Annotated in this window: 16 protein-coding genes and 1 pseudogene; 10 read left to right on the top strand and 7 right to left on the bottom strand. The window is 68.5% G+C overall.

Annotated features, from left to right (window positions below; all coding sequences use genetic code 11):
* Window positions 1-73: 73 nt before the first annotated feature.
* Both fumC and ST3T6A_RS0106130 read right to left on the bottom strand, forming a co-directional pair.
* Window positions 74-1,465 carry a class II fumarate hydratase gene (fumC, locus tag ST3T6A_RS0106135; protein WP_019832026.1) on the bottom strand — a complete coding sequence of 464 codons (1,392 nt, stop codon included), beginning with the start codon at window positions 1,463-1,465 and terminating at the stop codon, window positions 74-76.
* Window positions 1,466-1,647: 182 nt separating this feature from the next.
* The gene (locus tag ST3T6A_RS0106130) at window positions 1,648-2,127 is read right to left on the bottom strand and encodes an SspB family protein (RefSeq protein WP_026359475.1); all 480 of its coding nucleotides are present in this window, start codon (window positions 2,125-2,127) and stop codon (window positions 1,648-1,650) included.
* A 132-nt stretch (window positions 2,128-2,259) separates the two neighbouring features.
* On the opposite strand from ST3T6A_RS0106130, the gene hisB reads away from it, so the two are divergent.
* From hisB to ST3T6A_RS0106090, 8 genes and pseudogenes are all read left to right on the top strand, one after another.
* Window positions 2,260-2,856 carry an imidazoleglycerol-phosphate dehydratase HisB gene (gene hisB / locus ST3T6A_RS0106125; protein ID WP_019832024.1) on the top strand — a complete coding sequence of 199 codons (597 nt, stop codon included), beginning with the start codon at window positions 2,260-2,262 and terminating at the stop codon, window positions 2,854-2,856.
* Window positions 2,857-2,860: 4 nt separating this feature from the next.
* Window positions 2,861-3,469: an imidazole glycerol phosphate synthase subunit HisH gene (gene hisH, locus ST3T6A_RS0106120; RefSeq protein ID WP_019832023.1), complete on the top strand. Its 609-nt coding sequence runs from the start codon at window positions 2,861-2,863 to the stop codon at window positions 3,467-3,469.
* Complete coding sequence (gene hisA / locus ST3T6A_RS0106115) at window positions 3,469-4,230, top strand: 1-(5-phosphoribosyl)-5-[(5-phosphoribosylamino)methylideneamino]imidazole-4-carboxamide isomerase (protein WP_019832022.1); 762 nt, start codon at window positions 3,469-3,471, stop codon at window positions 4,228-4,230. Before hisH ends, hisA begins: the two co-directional genes overlap by 1 nt.
* Window positions 4,227-4,988 carry an imidazole glycerol phosphate synthase subunit HisF gene (hisF, locus tag ST3T6A_RS0106110; protein ID WP_019832021.1) on the top strand — a complete coding sequence of 254 codons (762 nt, stop codon included), beginning with the start codon at window positions 4,227-4,229 and terminating at the stop codon, window positions 4,986-4,988. The genes hisA and hisF overlap by 4 nt, the downstream gene beginning before the upstream one ends.
* Before the next feature lie 116 nt (window positions 4,989-5,104).
* Window positions 5,105-5,347, top strand: coding sequence for a hypothetical protein (locus ST3T6A_RS0106105; RefSeq protein ID WP_019832020.1), 243 nt, complete (start codon window positions 5,105-5,107; stop codon window positions 5,345-5,347).
* Window positions 5,348-5,397: 50 nt separating this feature from the next.
* Window positions 5,398-5,706: pseudogene (locus ST3T6A_RS19435) on the top strand (phosphoribosyl-ATP diphosphatase); the annotation flags it as partial.
* A gap of 128 nt (window positions 5,707-5,834) precedes the next feature.
* Complete coding sequence (locus ST3T6A_RS0106095; protein ID WP_019832018.1) at window positions 5,835-6,215, top strand: histidine triad nucleotide-binding protein; 381 nt, start codon at window positions 5,835-5,837, stop codon at window positions 6,213-6,215.
* A gap of 143 nt (window positions 6,216-6,358) precedes the next feature.
* Complete coding sequence (locus tag ST3T6A_RS0106090; protein WP_019832017.1) at window positions 6,359-7,942, top strand: amino acid permease; 1,584 nt, start codon at window positions 6,359-6,361, stop codon at window positions 7,940-7,942.
* 78 nt (window positions 7,943-8,020) lie between these two features.
* Here ST3T6A_RS0106090 and ST3T6A_RS0106085 read toward each other — a convergent pair whose 3' ends face one another.
* Window positions 8,021-9,016 (bottom strand): adenosine kinase, encoded by a 996-nt coding sequence (locus tag ST3T6A_RS0106085; protein WP_019832016.1) that lies wholly within the window; start codon window positions 9,014-9,016, stop codon window positions 8,021-8,023.
* A gap of 124 nt (window positions 9,017-9,140) precedes the next feature.
* Between ST3T6A_RS0106085 and ST3T6A_RS0106080 the strand changes: the two genes are divergently transcribed.
* Window positions 9,141-9,530 (top strand): hypothetical protein, encoded by a 390-nt coding sequence (locus ST3T6A_RS0106080; protein ID WP_019832015.1) that lies wholly within the window; start codon window positions 9,141-9,143, stop codon window positions 9,528-9,530.
* On the opposite strand, the gene queG is transcribed toward ST3T6A_RS0106080, so the two are convergent.
* The 4 genes from queG to ST3T6A_RS0106060 all read right to left on the bottom strand — a co-directional run bounded on the left by queG (window position 9,505) and on the right by ST3T6A_RS0106060 (window position 12,267).
* Window positions 9,505-10,638 carry a tRNA epoxyqueuosine(34) reductase QueG gene (gene queG / locus ST3T6A_RS0106075; RefSeq protein WP_019832014.1) on the bottom strand — a complete coding sequence of 378 codons (1,134 nt, stop codon included), beginning with the start codon at window positions 10,636-10,638 and terminating at the stop codon, window positions 9,505-9,507. The two genes, ST3T6A_RS0106080 and queG, sit on opposite strands and share 26 nt — an antisense overlap.
* A 70-nt stretch (window positions 10,639-10,708) precedes the next feature.
* Complete coding sequence (locus ST3T6A_RS20765; protein WP_019832013.1) at window positions 10,709-11,221, bottom strand: CVNH domain-containing protein; 513 nt, start codon at window positions 11,219-11,221, stop codon at window positions 10,709-10,711.
* Window positions 11,222-11,342: 121 nt separating this feature from the next.
* Window positions 11,343-11,810, bottom strand: coding sequence for a hypothetical protein (locus ST3T6A_RS0106065; protein WP_019832012.1), 468 nt, complete (start codon window positions 11,808-11,810; stop codon window positions 11,343-11,345).
* A gap of 4 nt (window positions 11,811-11,814) precedes the next feature.
* Window positions 11,815-12,267, bottom strand: a complete 453-nt coding sequence (locus tag ST3T6A_RS0106060; protein WP_019832011.1) for a copper chaperone PCu(A)C — start codon at window positions 12,265-12,267, stop codon at window positions 11,815-11,817.
* Between the two features lie 167 nt (window positions 12,268-12,434).
* On the opposite strand from ST3T6A_RS0106060, the gene dnaK reads away from it, so the two are divergent.
* A complete protein-coding gene (dnaK, locus tag ST3T6A_RS0106055; protein ID WP_026359474.1) occupies window positions 12,435-14,330 on the top strand; it encodes a molecular chaperone DnaK in 1,896 nt (631 codons plus the stop codon).
* Window positions 14,331-14,378: the final 48 nt, after the last annotated feature.

Genomic DNA, 14,378 nt, shown 5'->3' with positions numbered 1-14,378 from the left:
GGCGCGACGCTTAACCCCTCCACCACCGCCTTCGGCGGCGGTCCCCCTCCCCAGCGCGCTGGGGAGGATGAGATTACCGCCCGATCATCGTCTCGGGCTTGACCACGCGATCGAAGGTCGCCTCGTCCACCAGCCCCAGCGCCAGCCCCGCTTCCTTGAGCGTCAGCCCTTCATGGTGCGCGTGCTTGGCGATCTTCGCAGCATTGTCGTAGCCGATCTCCGGCGCCAGCGCCGTCACCAGCATCAGCGAGCGGTCGCGAAGCTGCGCGATGCGCACCTCGTCCGCCTCCATCCCCTCGACACAGCGCTCGGCGAAGCTCTCCATCGCAGTGGCGAGCAGCTCGATCGAGCGGAGCACGTTCGAGCCGATCAGCGGCTTGAAGACGTTCAGCTCCATATGCCCCTGAAGCCCGCCGACGGTGATCGCGACATGGTTGCCCATCACCTGGGCTGCCACCATCGTCACCATCTCGCACTGCGTCGGGTTCACCTTACCCGGCATGATCGAGCTGCCCGGCTCATTCTCCGGCAGCTTCAGTTCACCCAGACCACAGCGCGGGCCCGAGCCCAGCAGGCGGATGTCGTTGGCGATCTTGCTGAGCGACACCGCCAGCGTGTTGAGCGTGCCCGACAGATGGACGATCGGATCGTTGGACGCGAGCGCCTCGAACTTGTTGTCGGCAGTGCGGAAGGGCAGCCCGGTGATGTCCGCGATCTCCTTCGCGATCGCCTCGCCGAAACCCTTGGGCGCGTTGAGCCCCGTGCCGACCGCCGTGCCGCCCTGCGCCAGCGCCATCATGCCGTGCATCACAGCGGGCTCGATCCGCTTGCGGTCGCGATAGAGCATGTGCGCGTAGCCGGAGAACTCGTCGCCCAGCGTCAGCGGCGTCGCGTCCTGGAGATGGGTGCGGCCGATCTTGACGATATGGTCCCACGCCTTCGCCTTGTGATCGAGCGCGGCGTGCAGGCGGTCGAGCGCCGGGAACAGCCGGTCCGTTACGGCGCGCGCGGCGGCGACGTGGAGCGCGGTCGGGAAGCTGTCGTTGGAGGACTGGCCCTTGTTCACATGGTCGTTCGGGTGGACGGGCGACTTGCCACCGCGCTGGCCCGTCAGCGCCTCGTTGGCGATGCCCGCAACCACCTCGTTGACGTTCATGTTGGACTGGGTGCCCGAGCCCGTCTGCCAGATGACCAGCGGGAAATGATCGTCATGCTCGCCTTTCGCGACCGCCGCCGCCGCCGCCTCGATCGCATCGGCGATTGTCGCGTCCAGCCCATGATGACGATTCACCCGCGCCGCCGCCTGCTTCACGATCGCCAGCGCGTGGACGATGCCGATCGGCATCCGCTCGCTCGCCCCGAACGGGAAGTTGTGGATCGAACGCTCGGTCTGCGCGCCCCAATAGGCGGAAGCGGGAACCTCGATCGGGCCGAAGCTGTCGGATTCGGTACGCGTGGCAGTCATGCAAGGGACTCCGTGATGGACGATCCCCAAACTGGCGCGCGATCGCGACAATTCAAGCTATGCCGCGGTATCGAAATCATTGTCTTTCGAGAGGCCATCCACGCTGGCGCGCACGGCCGACCTCTCCCGGATTACATCCGGACGAGGAAGGAAAACAGAAGCCCGTGAGCGAACCTCGCCGCTTACTTCTTCCGCGTGAAATCCACCGAGACGACGTTCGAGCCATCCTCGCGCGTCACGGCCGGCGCGTCATTCTCCGCCTCGGCCGTCTCGGGCTCGGGCTCGTCGGCCTGCGCCTGGAACTGGAGCGCGAAGTTCACCGCCGGATCGACGAAGCCCGTCACCGCCGCATAGGGCACGATCAGCTTGGCCGGCACCTGATTGAAGCTCAGGCCGACCTCGAACGCATCGGGGCGGACCTTCAGGTCCCAGAAGCGGTTCTGGATGACGATCGTCATCTCGTCGGGGAAGCGCTGGGTCAGGTGCGCGGGGATGTCCACGCCCGGCGCCTGCGTCTTGAAGGTGATGTAGAAATGATGCTCGCCCGGCAGCCCGCCGGCCTGCTCCACCTCGCCCAGCACCCGGCCGACGACGGCGCGCAACGCCTCCTGCACGATCTCGTCGTAGGGAATCAGGCTATCGGGGACGGCACCTTCAGTCATGCGCGCAGTCCTGAACGTGAGCGCCGCGACGGTCAAGCGCCCCGTTGCGATCACCCTCTTGCTTTCCGTTGCGTCGACGCCCAGCCACGCTATGAGGACCGCGCCCGACCGTTCGACCAGAAGGATAGGCCCATGCGCCAGGCCGCCGTGCGCCGCGAAACGACCGAAACCCAGATCGCCGTGGAGATCAATCTCGACGGCACCGGCCATTATGCGGTCGCCACCGGCATCGGTTTTCTCGACCATATGCTGGAGCAGCTTTCCCGCCATTCGCTGATCGACCTCAAGGTCGAAGCCAAGGGCGACCTGCATATCGACCAGCACCACACCACCGAGGATTCGGCGCTGGCGATCGGCGAGGCCTTCTCGAAGGCGCTGGGCGACCGCAAGGGCATCCAGCGCTTCGGCCACGCCTACGCCCCGATGGACGAGACGCTGACCCGCGTCGCGATCGACATTTCCGGCCGCCCCTATCTCGTGTGGCGCACCGAGTTCACGCAGGCCAAGCTCGGCGATTTCGACACCGAGCTGTTCGAGCACTGGTTCCAGAGCTTCGCGCAGGCGGCGGGCATCACGCTCCACGTCGAGACGCTCTACGGCCGCAACAACCACCACATCGTCGAGAGCGCGTTCAAGGCGCTGGCCCGCGCGCTGCGCGCGGCGATCGACACCGATCCGCGCAAGGCCGATCAGGTGCCCTCGACCAAGGGCACGCTGGGCGGGGCCTGATCCGATGCTCGCCCTGATCGACTATGGCGCCGGCAATCTCCGCTCCGTGGAGAATGCGCTCCGTGCCGCCGGTGCATCCGACGTGGAGGTCACCGCGAACCCCGACACGGTGCGCAAGGCGGATCGCATCGTGCTCCCCGGCGTCGGCGCGTTCGGCGCGGCGATGAACGCGCTCGCCAGCCTCGACGGCATGGTGGATGCCCTCAACGAGCGTGTCGTGACGGAGGCCGCGCCCTTCCTCGGCATCTGCGTGGGGATGCAGCTCATGGCCAATGCCGGCGAGGAGATGGGCATCTATCCCGGCCTCGGCTGGATCGGCGGCACGGTGCGCCTGATGCCCGACCGGCCGGGCCTCAAGGTGCCGCACATGGGCTGGAACGACGTGACGCCCACGGTCGGCCACCCGATGCTGGTGCCCGGCGAGGCCTATTTCCTGCACAGCTACGCCTTCGACGTGGACGACCCGGCCGAGCGGCTGGCCGAGACGGATCATGGCGGCCCCGTCACCGCCGCCGTCGGCCGCGCCAACATGCTGGGCGTCCAGTTCCACCCCGAGAAGAGCCAGGCTTACGGCCTCGCCCTCCTCGCCCGCTTCCTGGAGTGGCGGCCCTGATGTCCGAACCCCTGCCTAATCCCCTGATCGTCTTCCCCGCCATCGACCTCAAGGGCGGCAACGTCGTCCGTCTCGCCGAGGGCGATATGGACCGCGCCACCGTCTACGGCTCCGATCCGGCAGCCCAGGCCCGCGCCTTCGCCGAGGCCGGCGCGACGCATCTCCATGTCGTCGATCTGGACGGCGCCTTTGCGGGCCATGCGGTGAACGCGGCCGTGGTGGAGTCGATCGTGGCGGCCTTCCCCGGCAAGGTGCAGTTGGGCGGCGGCATTCGGAACCGCGCTTCGGTGGATCATTGGCTCTCGCTCGGCGTCGATCGCGTGGTGATCGGCACGGCCGCGCTCGACCATCCCGATTTCGTCCGCGAGGCAGCGCGCGACCTGCCCGGCCGCATCGTCGTGGCGGTGGACGCGCGCGACGGCTTCGTCGCCACGCAGGGCTGGGCCGACGTCTCCGAAGTCCGCGTCGTCGATCTCGCGGCGCAGTTCGCGGACGCGGGCGTCGCCGCCCTGCTCTTCACGGACGTGGGCCGCGACGGCCTGCTCAAGGGCTGCAATGTCGAGGCCACGCAGGCGCTGGCGCACGCCACCTGCATTCCGGTGATCGCGTCCGGCGGCGTCGCGGGCATCGAGGATATTGAGGCGCTGATGGTGGCCCGCTCGGGCATCGTCGAGGGTGGCATCGAAGGCGTCATCACCGGCCGCGCGCTCTATGACGGGCGGCTCGATCTCGCGCAGGCGCTGAAGGTCGCGCGCGGATGAGCGTCCGCGTTCGGGTCATCCCCTGCCTCGACGTCGCCAACGGGCGCGTCGTGAAGGGCGTCAATTTCGTCGATCTCGCCGATGCCGGCGATCCGGTCGAGCAGGCGCGCCTCTACGACGCGGCCGGCGCCGACGAACTCTGCTTCCTCGACATCACCGCCTCCCATGAAGAGCGCGGCACCATCCTCGACGTCGTGGCGCGGACCGCCTCGGTCTGCTTCATGCCGCTGACGGTCGGCGGCGGCGTGCGTTCGGTGGAGGATGCGCGCGCGCTGCTGCTCGCGGGGGCGGACAAGGTGGCGGTGAACTCGGCGGCGGTCGCGCGGCCGGCGCTGGTCGGCGACATGGCGGAGCGATTCGGCGCGCAATGCGTCGTCGGCGCGATCGACGCGCGGCAGGTCTCGCCCGGCCGCTGGGAGATCTTCACCCATGGCGGCCGCAAGCCCGCCGGCATCGACGCGGTCGCCCATGCGCAGGATCTCGCGGCGCGTGGTGCTGGCGAGCTGCTGGTCACCTCGATGGACCGCGACGGCACGCGCGACGGCTACGACCTCGCGCTCACCCGCGCCATTTCGGATGCGGTTCCCGTGCCCGTGATCGCGAGCGGAGGCGTCGGCAATCTCGACCATCTCGTCGACGGCGTGGTGGAGGGCCATGCCTCGGCCGTGCTCGCCGCCTCGATCTTCCATTTCGGCCAGCACAGCGTCGCGGAGGCCCATGCCGCGCTCGCCAAAGCGGGGCTGCCGGTCCGTCATTGACGTCCCGCTTCAGGACGGGCCGGGCGACATCGCCCTTCCCTCCGCCGCGTCAGCATCCATAGTTCCCTCTCTGTCGCACATGTTGCGTTGCCCTCGCGACACAGGGGAGATTCGACATGAAGGTTGCGCATTCGCTGTTCGCCGCCGGCGCCATCGCCGCCGCGACGCTGTTCGTGGCGCCCGCCAGCGCCGGCCACGGCCATGACGGCCCGCCGCCGTCGTCGAGCAGCGGTGGCTCGCACGATCCGGGCGGCCCGACCTCGGTTCCCGAGCCGGCCGACGCCGTGCTCCTGCTGATGGGCGTCACGGGCGTCGTGATCGGCCGGAAGCTTCACGCGCGCGCCCAGCGCAAGGGCTGAGACGCCCCGAGCGGTTGACCCGTCGGCCTGCCCGCCCCAAGAGAGCGGGCATGGCCGATACACTCGACAGGCTCGTCACCACCATCGCCGCCCGCCGCCAGGCGGAGCCCGGCTCCTCCTACGTCGCCTCGCTGTTCGCGAAGGGCTTGCCCAAGATCGCGCAGAAGGTGGGCGAGGAGGCCGTGGAAAGCGTCATCGCCGCGATGTCCGGGACGAAGAAGGATCTGACCGGCGAAGCGGCGGACCTGATCTTCCACCTGCTGGTGCTGCTCGAAGCGAGCGGCGTTCCCTTCTCCGACGTGCTCGCCGAGCTGGATCGCCGCGAAGGCGTCTCCGGCCTCGACGAGAAGGCCTCGCGCACGGCGACGCCTGCCTCCGAGCCTGCGCCACGCCCGCTCGGCGCGAAGCCCGCCTCGCCGGACGACGACGGCCCCAGCCTTTCCTTCGGGTCCAAGCCCGATACCCGCCCGCTGATCCGGAGGGGCTGATGCCCATCGACGCCACCCTGCCCTATGACGACGCCAACATCTTCGCCCGCATCCTGCGCGGCGAGATCCCGTCGAAGAAGGTCTATGAGGACGAGTTCGCCCTCGCCTTCCACGACATCAATCCGCAGGCGCCGACGCACATCCTGGTGATTCCCAAGGGGCGCTATGTCTCGTGGGACGATTTCTCCGCCCATGCGCCCGACGCGGAGATCGCGGGCTTCATCCGCGCCGTCGGCCATGTCGCGCGCGAACAGGGGCTGGTGGCGCCGGGCTATCGCCTGCTCGCCAATGTCGGGGCGCACGGGCATCAGGAAGTGCCGCATTTCCATGTGCATCTGTTCGGTGGGCGGCCGCTCGGCCCGATGCTGACGCGCCCCTGACGGACTGTCGCCAAAACGCCTCAAAACGTGCCTAAGGCCTTTCGGCTCCCGCATCGCCGCTTGCACACGACAGAATAGCGACTAGGCTCCCGGCCCCATAGTGCTCGGCCGCCCCAAGGCGGCCGACTGAGGGACCTGATTGCATGATCTTTGGCCGTGTGAAGCCGTTGGACGCGATCCTCGCGACGGCGGAAAAGAAATCGCTGCACCGATCGCTTGGTGCCTTCCAACTGACCATGCTGGGCATCGGCGCCGTGATCGGCACCGGCATTTTCGTGCTCACCTCCGAGGCCGCGCAAAAGGCCGGCCCGGGCATGCTGTTCAGCTTCATCATCGCGGGCTTCGTCTGCTGTGTGGCCGCGCTCTGCTATTCGGAGCTGGCCTCGATGGTGCCGGTGGCGGGCTCTGCCTACACCTACACCTATGCGGTCGTCGGCGAGGTGCTGGCGTGGATGGTCGGCTGGGCGCTGATCCTCGAATATGCGGTGGGCGCGAGCGCCGTCGCGGTCGGCTGGTCCAACCATGCGGTCGGATTGCTCGGGGCATCGGGATATCATTTCCCCGCCATTATCAGTAACGCCGACGCGCTCATGGCGCATGTGCAGCTGGCGTTCGGCGCCAAGCCGTCGGCGGACCTGATGACCGCGGCGCAGACCGGCGGCTGGATCAACGTGCCGGCGATCTTCATCTCGATCCTGGTGATGAGCCTGCTGGTGATCGGCACGACCGAGAGCGCGCGCGTCAATGCGCTGCTCGTCTGCATCAAGATCGCCGCGCTCTCGCTGTTCGTCGCGCTGACGCTGCCGGGCATGAACACCGCGCATTTCACGCCCTTCATGCCGACCGGCTCGGTGGGCGTGTTCGGCGCGGCCGCCTCGATCTTCTTCGCCTATGTGGGCTTCGACGCCGTCTCGACGGCGGCCGAGGAGACCAAGAACCCGCAGCGCAACGTGCCGATCGGCCTGATCGGTTCGCTCCTGATCTGCACCCTCTTCTACCTGCTCGTCGCCTCGGGCGCGATCGGCGCGATCGGCGCGCAGCCGGTCGTCGGCGCGGACGGCGCGGTGCTCCCGCCGGGCTCGGCCGAGATCGCCGGCCGCTGCGCCGCGATCGTCAGCGGCGGTTCGATCGAGCCGCTGGTCTGCTCGAAGGAAGCGCTCGTCCATGTGCTCCAGGTGATCGGCCATCCGATCTTCGGCTGGTTCGTGGGCCTCGCCGCCGTGCTGGCGCTGCCGTCGGTCGTGCTGATGATGATGTACGGCCAGACCCGCATCTTCTTCACCATGGCGCGCGACGGCCTGCTGCCCGCCAAGCTGGCGAGCGTGCACACCAAGTTCCGCACGCCGCACGTCGTCACCTTCGTGACCGGCGCCGGCGCCACGCTCGCGGCGGCCTTCCTGCCGGTGGGCAAGCTGGCCGACTATTCGAACTCGGGCACGCTCTTCGCCTTCTCGATGGTGGCGATCTCGGTGATGGTGTTGCGCAAGACTGATCCCGACCGCCCCCGCCCCTTCCGCACGCCGCTGGTGTGGATCGTGGCGCCGCTCGCGATCATCGGCTGCCTCGCCCTCTATGCCTCGCTGACGCTGTCGGCGATCCTCGTGCTTCCGGTGTGGGGCGCGGTGGGCCTGTGCGTCTATTTCTTCTACAGCCGCTCGCGCTCGCATGTCGGGCGCGGGACGGTCGAGGCCGACGGCGAGGCGGACATGACGGCCGTGAAGGCCTGATCCGCCGTCCGACGGACACGAAAAAGGGGCGGGAGGCTTGGGTAGCCTCCCGCCCCTTCTCTTTTGGGGTGAACCCGATCAGCCGAGGCGGGCGGCGATCAGCGCCTTGAGATCCTGCTCCGGGCGGGCACCGAAGTGCGAGATCACCTCGGCCGCCGCGATCGCGCCCATGGTGAGGCACTCCGCGACCGGACGACCCTGCACATGACCGACCAGATAGCCCGCCGAGAAGAGATCGCCCGCGCCGGTGGTGTCCACCACCCGCGCGACCGGCTCGGCGGCGACATGGAAGCGTTCGCCATTCTTGACCGCGGTCGCACCCTCGGCGCCGCGCGTCGCCACCAGCAGAGGCAGCTTCGGCGCCAGCGCGGCCACCGCCGCCTCGAAATCGCCCTCGCCGGTGAGCGCCAGCAGCTCTTCCTCGTTGGCGAACAGGATGTCGATGTCGCCGTCGTTCACCAGCGCGCGGAAATCCTCGAGGTGGTTCATGATGCAGAACACCGCCGAGACGCCCAGCGCCACCTCGCGGCCCGCCTTGCGCGCCATCCTGATCGCCGCCTTCATCGCCGCGCGCGGCTCGGCCGGGTCCCACAGATAGCCTTCGAGCAGCAACACCTTGGCCGACGCGACCTGCGCCTCGTCCACCGACGCCGGCGGCAGGAACTGCGCGGCGCCGAGATAGGTGTTCATCGTGCGCTCGCCGCCGGGCGAGACGAGGATGAGACAACGGCCGGTCGGGATGTCCGCCTCGCGCGCGGGCACGGTGAACTCGATGCCCTGCGATTCCAGATCGTGGACGAACACTTCGCCGAGCTGGTCCTTGGCGACCTGCCCGATGAAGGCGCAACGCGCGCCCATCATCGCCGCGCCTGCGACGGTGTTGCCGGCCGAGCCGCCCGAAATCTCGCGGCCCGGCCCCATGCGGCCGTAGAGCGCGGTCGCCTGGGTGGCATCGATGAGCTGCATCGCGCCGGCGGTGAGGCCCTCTTCGGCGAGGAAGGCGTCGGTGGTGGGCGAGAGCACGTCCACAAGGGCGTTGCCGATCGCGATGATGTCGAGCGTGGTGTCGGTCACGAAAATCTCCTGGAGAATTGGCGCGCGGTTAGCGGGCGACGAGCCGGCGCGCAATCTTTGCGACTCGCGGGCACCCGACAGCTCCCCGGTTTGCGCGCGCGATTTCCCGTGGCAGATCAGGCGCATGATTCGTCGCGGTCCTTTCCTGCTTCCGCTCGTGCCGGCGCTGTTGCTCGCCGGTTGCGCCACGCCCGCGCCCAAGCCGGCCACCGCGCCGCCGCCCGTCGCCCAGAAGCCCGCGAAGATCCACGAGGCCGGGCTGGAGCGCGTGATGGGCAAGACGAAGGCGCAACTGGTCGCCCTGTTCGGGGACGCCGACCTCGACGGACATGAAGGGCAGGCGCAGCGGCTCCAGTTCGTAGGCCCGGCCTGCGTGCTGGACGCCTATCTCTATCCGGCCAAGGCGGGGAGCGAGCCCGTCGTCACCTATGTCGATGCGCGCACGCCAGCGGGCGAAGACATGGACCGCGCCTCCTGCATCGCTTCGCTCAGCCGCCGCGCCGCGGCTCCCTGAGCGCCGCCGCCCACTCCTCGCGCACGCTCTCGTCGATCTCGGCGTCTGCGCGCGCCGCATGGGGCTCCAGCGCACCGAGCCGATCCAGCGCCCACACAGCCGCACCGCGCACCACAGGCGCCTCGTCGCCGAGCAACGCCGCGAGCGGAGCGGCAAGCGCCCTCTCCCCGCTGTTCCCCGCGACGATCGCGGCGTTCCTCACCATCCGGTCGCGCCCGATGCGCTTGATCGGCGAGCCGGAGAAAATCTGGCGGAAGCTCGCATCGTCGAGCGCCAGCAGGTCCGCGACATGCGGCGCCGCCAGCTCGGCGCGCGGCGCGAAGGCGAGATTCGCATGGGCCGAAGCCGCAAACTTGTTCCACGGGCAGACGGACAGGCAGTCGTCGCAGCCATAGACGTGGTTGCCGATGCCCGGCCGCAGATCGCGCGGGATGGGTCCGTGCAGCTCGATCGTGAGATAGGAGATGCAGCGCCGCGCATCGATCCGGTAGGGCGCGGGGAAAGCGCCGGTCGGGCAGACCTCCTGGCACGCGTTGCACGAACCGCAGGTGTCGCGCGAACGAGCGTCGGGCTCCAGCTCCAGCTCCGTGAAGAGCATCCCCAGCAGCAGCCAGCTCCCATGCTCCCGGCTGACGAGGTTGGTGTGCTTGCCCTGCCAGCCGAGCCCCGCCGCCATCGCCAGCGGCTTCTCCATCACGGGCGCGGTATCGACGAACACCTTGAGCTGCCCACCGCCTTCCGCCACCAGCCAGCGGGCGAGCGCCTTCAGCGCCTTCTTGACCGTGTCGTGATAGTCCTGCCCCTGCGCATAGACCGAGATGCGCGCCGTCTCGGGGCTGTCGGCCAGCCGAAGCGGATTCTCGGGCGGCGCGTAGCTCATGCCGAGCGCCACCACCGAGCGCACTTCCGGCCACAGCGCGGCGGGCGAACGCCGCCAGTCGGCGCGCGCCTCCATCCAGCCCATATCGCCATGCGCGCCCTCGCCCAGCCACTGGTGCAGCCGCTCGCCGGGCAGAGGGTCGTCCACCGTCCGCGTCACCCCGCACGCGACGAAGCCGAGGCGAGCGGCCTCCGCCTTCAGGCGTTCGGTGAGCGTGGAATCAGGCATCCCGCCCAGATAGCGTCACGAGCGCCGACGCCAAGGGGCGGCGATCAGCCCGCCGCCCCCGAGGCTCCCGTCATTCGCAGACGAGCTGGCCTTCGCGATTGCCCGCACGCCCGCTACGGCAGGAGCGCATGTCGAGGCGCGTATCCTGCCAGCGCTTCAGTCCCTTGCATTCGGCATACAGGGTGGAGCCGCGCATCCCGGAGTTCCGGCAGCTCCGCGCCCACGAGCCGCCCGGCTGCGAGACGTTGCCGCCCCAGCCATTGCCCGGCCGCCCGTCATTCCAGCCACCGCCATTGCCGGGGCGACCGTCGCCACCGCCCCAGCCGCCGCCATTGCCCGGACGTCCACCGGTGCAGACGAGCCGGCCGTCCTGATTGCTGATCTCGGCCTGGCAGTCGCGATAGCGCAGCGAACTGCTCCGATAGCGGCCGTCACGATCGCGGCACTGGGCGGTCAGCGTCCGGCCGTCATCGCGGACGTTCTGGCAACTCTGCATATAGCTGCCGCGCGGGGCGGCATTCGCCGGCATGGCAGGAAGCACGACCGCCATCGCAGCCGCGGCGAACCAGAGCGAAACACGCATTCGGACCCCTCCCCCTTGTCAGGTGCCGCACCGTCTCATGACGGGCGTGCAACGGCAAGGCCGGCGCTTGCCGACAGGCCTTCTCTGCTTCGGTGCCGAACGTCGCCTTCCCCGCCCTCGCTCAGGCGAATGGCAGCAACGCTTCATAGGCTTCCAGATCCGGCTTGCCCGCGATGCACGCGCCCTGCCGCATCAGGAAGGCGTGGCGGACGATCTCGGCCTGCTGCTCGATGCCATAGCGCCCGAACGATCGCCCCGGCACCAGCTCATAGCGATAGTGGCAGAAGGGATGGCGCGCGAGCGGCAGGAACCAGCGCCCACCCCGCTGCGCCTGCCAGACATGGGTCAGCTCGTGGATCAGCAGCCCTTGCGCGGAGAGCGCCGCATCCGCAAAATCCTCGCACCAGACGGGATCGGCGGGGTGGAACCAGATATCGCCGTCGGGCGCCATCACCACCCCGTTGGGCTGGAAAGGCCACCAGCAGGCGCGATGGAGCCGCACCGCCGAGCCGTCGATCGCATCCCCGAACATCGCGTCCGCCAGCGCCCTCTCGCCGGGGGTCAGCGGCCGTCCGGGATCGCGCGCCATCGGCTTAGTAAGGCGCGTCTTCGCCCGCGCCGACCACCTTGGCGTCGAGGGTGAGCGGCGGCCCCTTGGCGAAGCGAACCGTAAGGCCGACGCGACTGCCCGGCTTCACCTGCGGATTCACGCCGAACAGCATGACATGATAGCCGCCGGGCGCGAACTTCAGCTCTCCGCCCGCCGGCAGATCGACCCCGTCGAGCCGCTGCATCGACATCACGCCGCCTTTCATGGCCATGCTCTGGTGCAGCTCGCTGGAGCCGGCCTGCGCGCTCTCGACCGCGAGCAGCCGCGCCGGCTCCGCCCCGCCGTGGAGCGTCAGATAGGCCGCCGCCGGCCGCCCCGGCACGGCCGCCAGCCGCACCCAGCCATGATCCGCCCGCAGCGTCTCTCCCTTGCCGTGGCACGCCGCCAGCGCGAGCAGAAGGACGGGTGAAGCGCGAAGGACTTGGGAAAGGTGCATCGACAGATATGTCCCCAATCGTGGCAGTTTCGGGATTAGAACGGCCACCCGCTTGCAGCAAGCGCAGGCATTCTTATATCGCCGACCGGAGCATTCCGTCAGCCGCCTGCTTGACGAGGGGGGGCAGGCGGCTCGTCGAACGATTCGAGAGTTTGTGGGGATATTGAATGGCTAAAGTTATTGGTATCGATCTCGGCACCACCAACAGCTGCGTGGCTGTCATGGAGGGCGGCAAGCCCAAGGTGATCGAGAATGCGGAGGGCGCGCGCACGACCCCCTCCATCGTGGCGTTCACCAAGGATGGCGAGCGTCTCATCGGCCAGCCGGCCAAGCGCCAGGCGGTCACCAACCCGGCGAACACGGTCTTCGCGGTGAAGCGCCTCATCGGCCGCCGCTTCGACGACCCGATCACCCGGAAGGACACGGAGCTGGTCCCCTATCACATCGTGAAGGGCCCGAACGGCGACGCGTGGGTGCAGGCCGGCGGCGAGGATTATTCGCCCTCGCAGATCAGCGCCTTCACGCTTCAGAAGATGAAGGAAACCGCCGAGTCCTATCTGGGCGAGACGGTGACGCAGGCCGTCATCACGGTTCCGGCCTACTTCAACGACGCCCAGCGTCAGGCGACCAAGGACGCCGGCAAGATCGCGGGCCTCGAAGTCCTGCGCATCATCAACGAGCCGACCGCGGCCGCGCTCGCCTACGGCCTCGAGAAGGACAACAACAAGACGATCGCGGTCTATGACCTCGGCGGCGGCACCTTCGACATCTCCGTTCTGGAGATCGGCGACGGCGTCTTCGAGGTGAAGTCGACCAACGGCGACACCTTCCTCGGCGGCGAGGATTTCGACGCCAAGATCGTGTCCTACCTCGCGGAAGGCTTCCAGAAGGATGAGGGCATCGACCTCACCAAGGACCGCCTCGCGCTCCAGCGCCTGAAGGAAGCGGCCGAGAAGGCGAAGATCGAGCTGTCGTCGGCCCAGTCGACGGAAGTGAACCTTCCCTTCATCACCGCCGACCAGAACGGCCCGAAGCACCTCGTCAAGACGATCACCCGCGCCGATCTGGAAAAGCTCGTCGAGGATCTGATCCGTCGCACGATGGACCCGGTGAAGAAGGCGCTGGCCGACGCCGGCATGAAGGCCGACCAGATCGACGAGGTCGTCCTCGTCGGCGGCATGACCCGTATGCCGCGCGTCCGTCAGGCCGTGAAGGACTTCTTCGGCAAGGAGCCGCACACCGGCGTGAACCCCGATGAGGTGGTCGCGATCGGCGCCGCCGTGCAGGCGGGCGTGCTGCAGGGCGACGTGAAGGACGTTCTCCTCCTCGACGTCACCCCGCTGTCGCTGGGCATCGAGACGCTGGGTGGCGTGTTCACCCGCATGATCGATCGCAACACGACGATCCCGACGAAGAAGTCGCAGACCTACTCGACCGCCGAGGACAACCAGAACGCGGTGACGATCCGCGTTTTCCAGGGCGAGCGCGAGATGGCGGCCGACAACAAGATGCTCGGCCAGTTCGACCTGATCGGCATCCCGCCGGCCCCGCGCGGCGTGCCGCAGATCGAAGTCACCTTCGACATCGACGCCAACGGCATCGTCAATGTCCACGCCAAGGACAAGGGCACCGGCAAGGAGCAGCAGATCAAGATCCAGGCCTCGGGTGGCCTCTCGGATGCCGACATCGACACGATGGTGAAGGACGCCGAGAAGTTCGCCGAGGAGGACAAGAAGCGTCGCGAGGCGGCCGAGGCGAAGAACAACGCCGAAGGCCTGATCCACTCGACCGAGCGCCAGCTCGAAGAGCATGGCGACAAGGTCGATGCATCGCTCAAGTCCGAGATCGAGGCGGCCGTTGCCGAAGCCAAGGCGGCCGTCGAGGGTGGCGATGCCACCGCGATGTCGGAGAAGGCGCAGGCCCTCGCGCAGGTCGCGATGAAGCTCGGTCAGGCGATCTACGAGAAGGAGCAGCAGGCTCAGGCTTCGCCGGGTGCCGAGGCTCCGAAGGACGACGACGTCGTCGACGCCGAGTTCTCCGAAGTCGACGACAACAAGGCGTAAGAAGTTGGCGCGCCGCGTGCGCCCGGTTCCTCTCGGGGCCGGGCGCGC

Source organism: Sphingomonas sp. PR090111-T3T-6A (assembly GCF_000383095.1).
Taxonomy (GTDB): domain Bacteria; phylum Pseudomonadota; class Alphaproteobacteria; order Sphingomonadales; family Sphingomonadaceae; genus Solisphingomonas.
The sequence above is the reverse complement of the archived record's forward strand: the minus strand, read 5'-3'. Positions and strand labels throughout refer to the sequence as shown.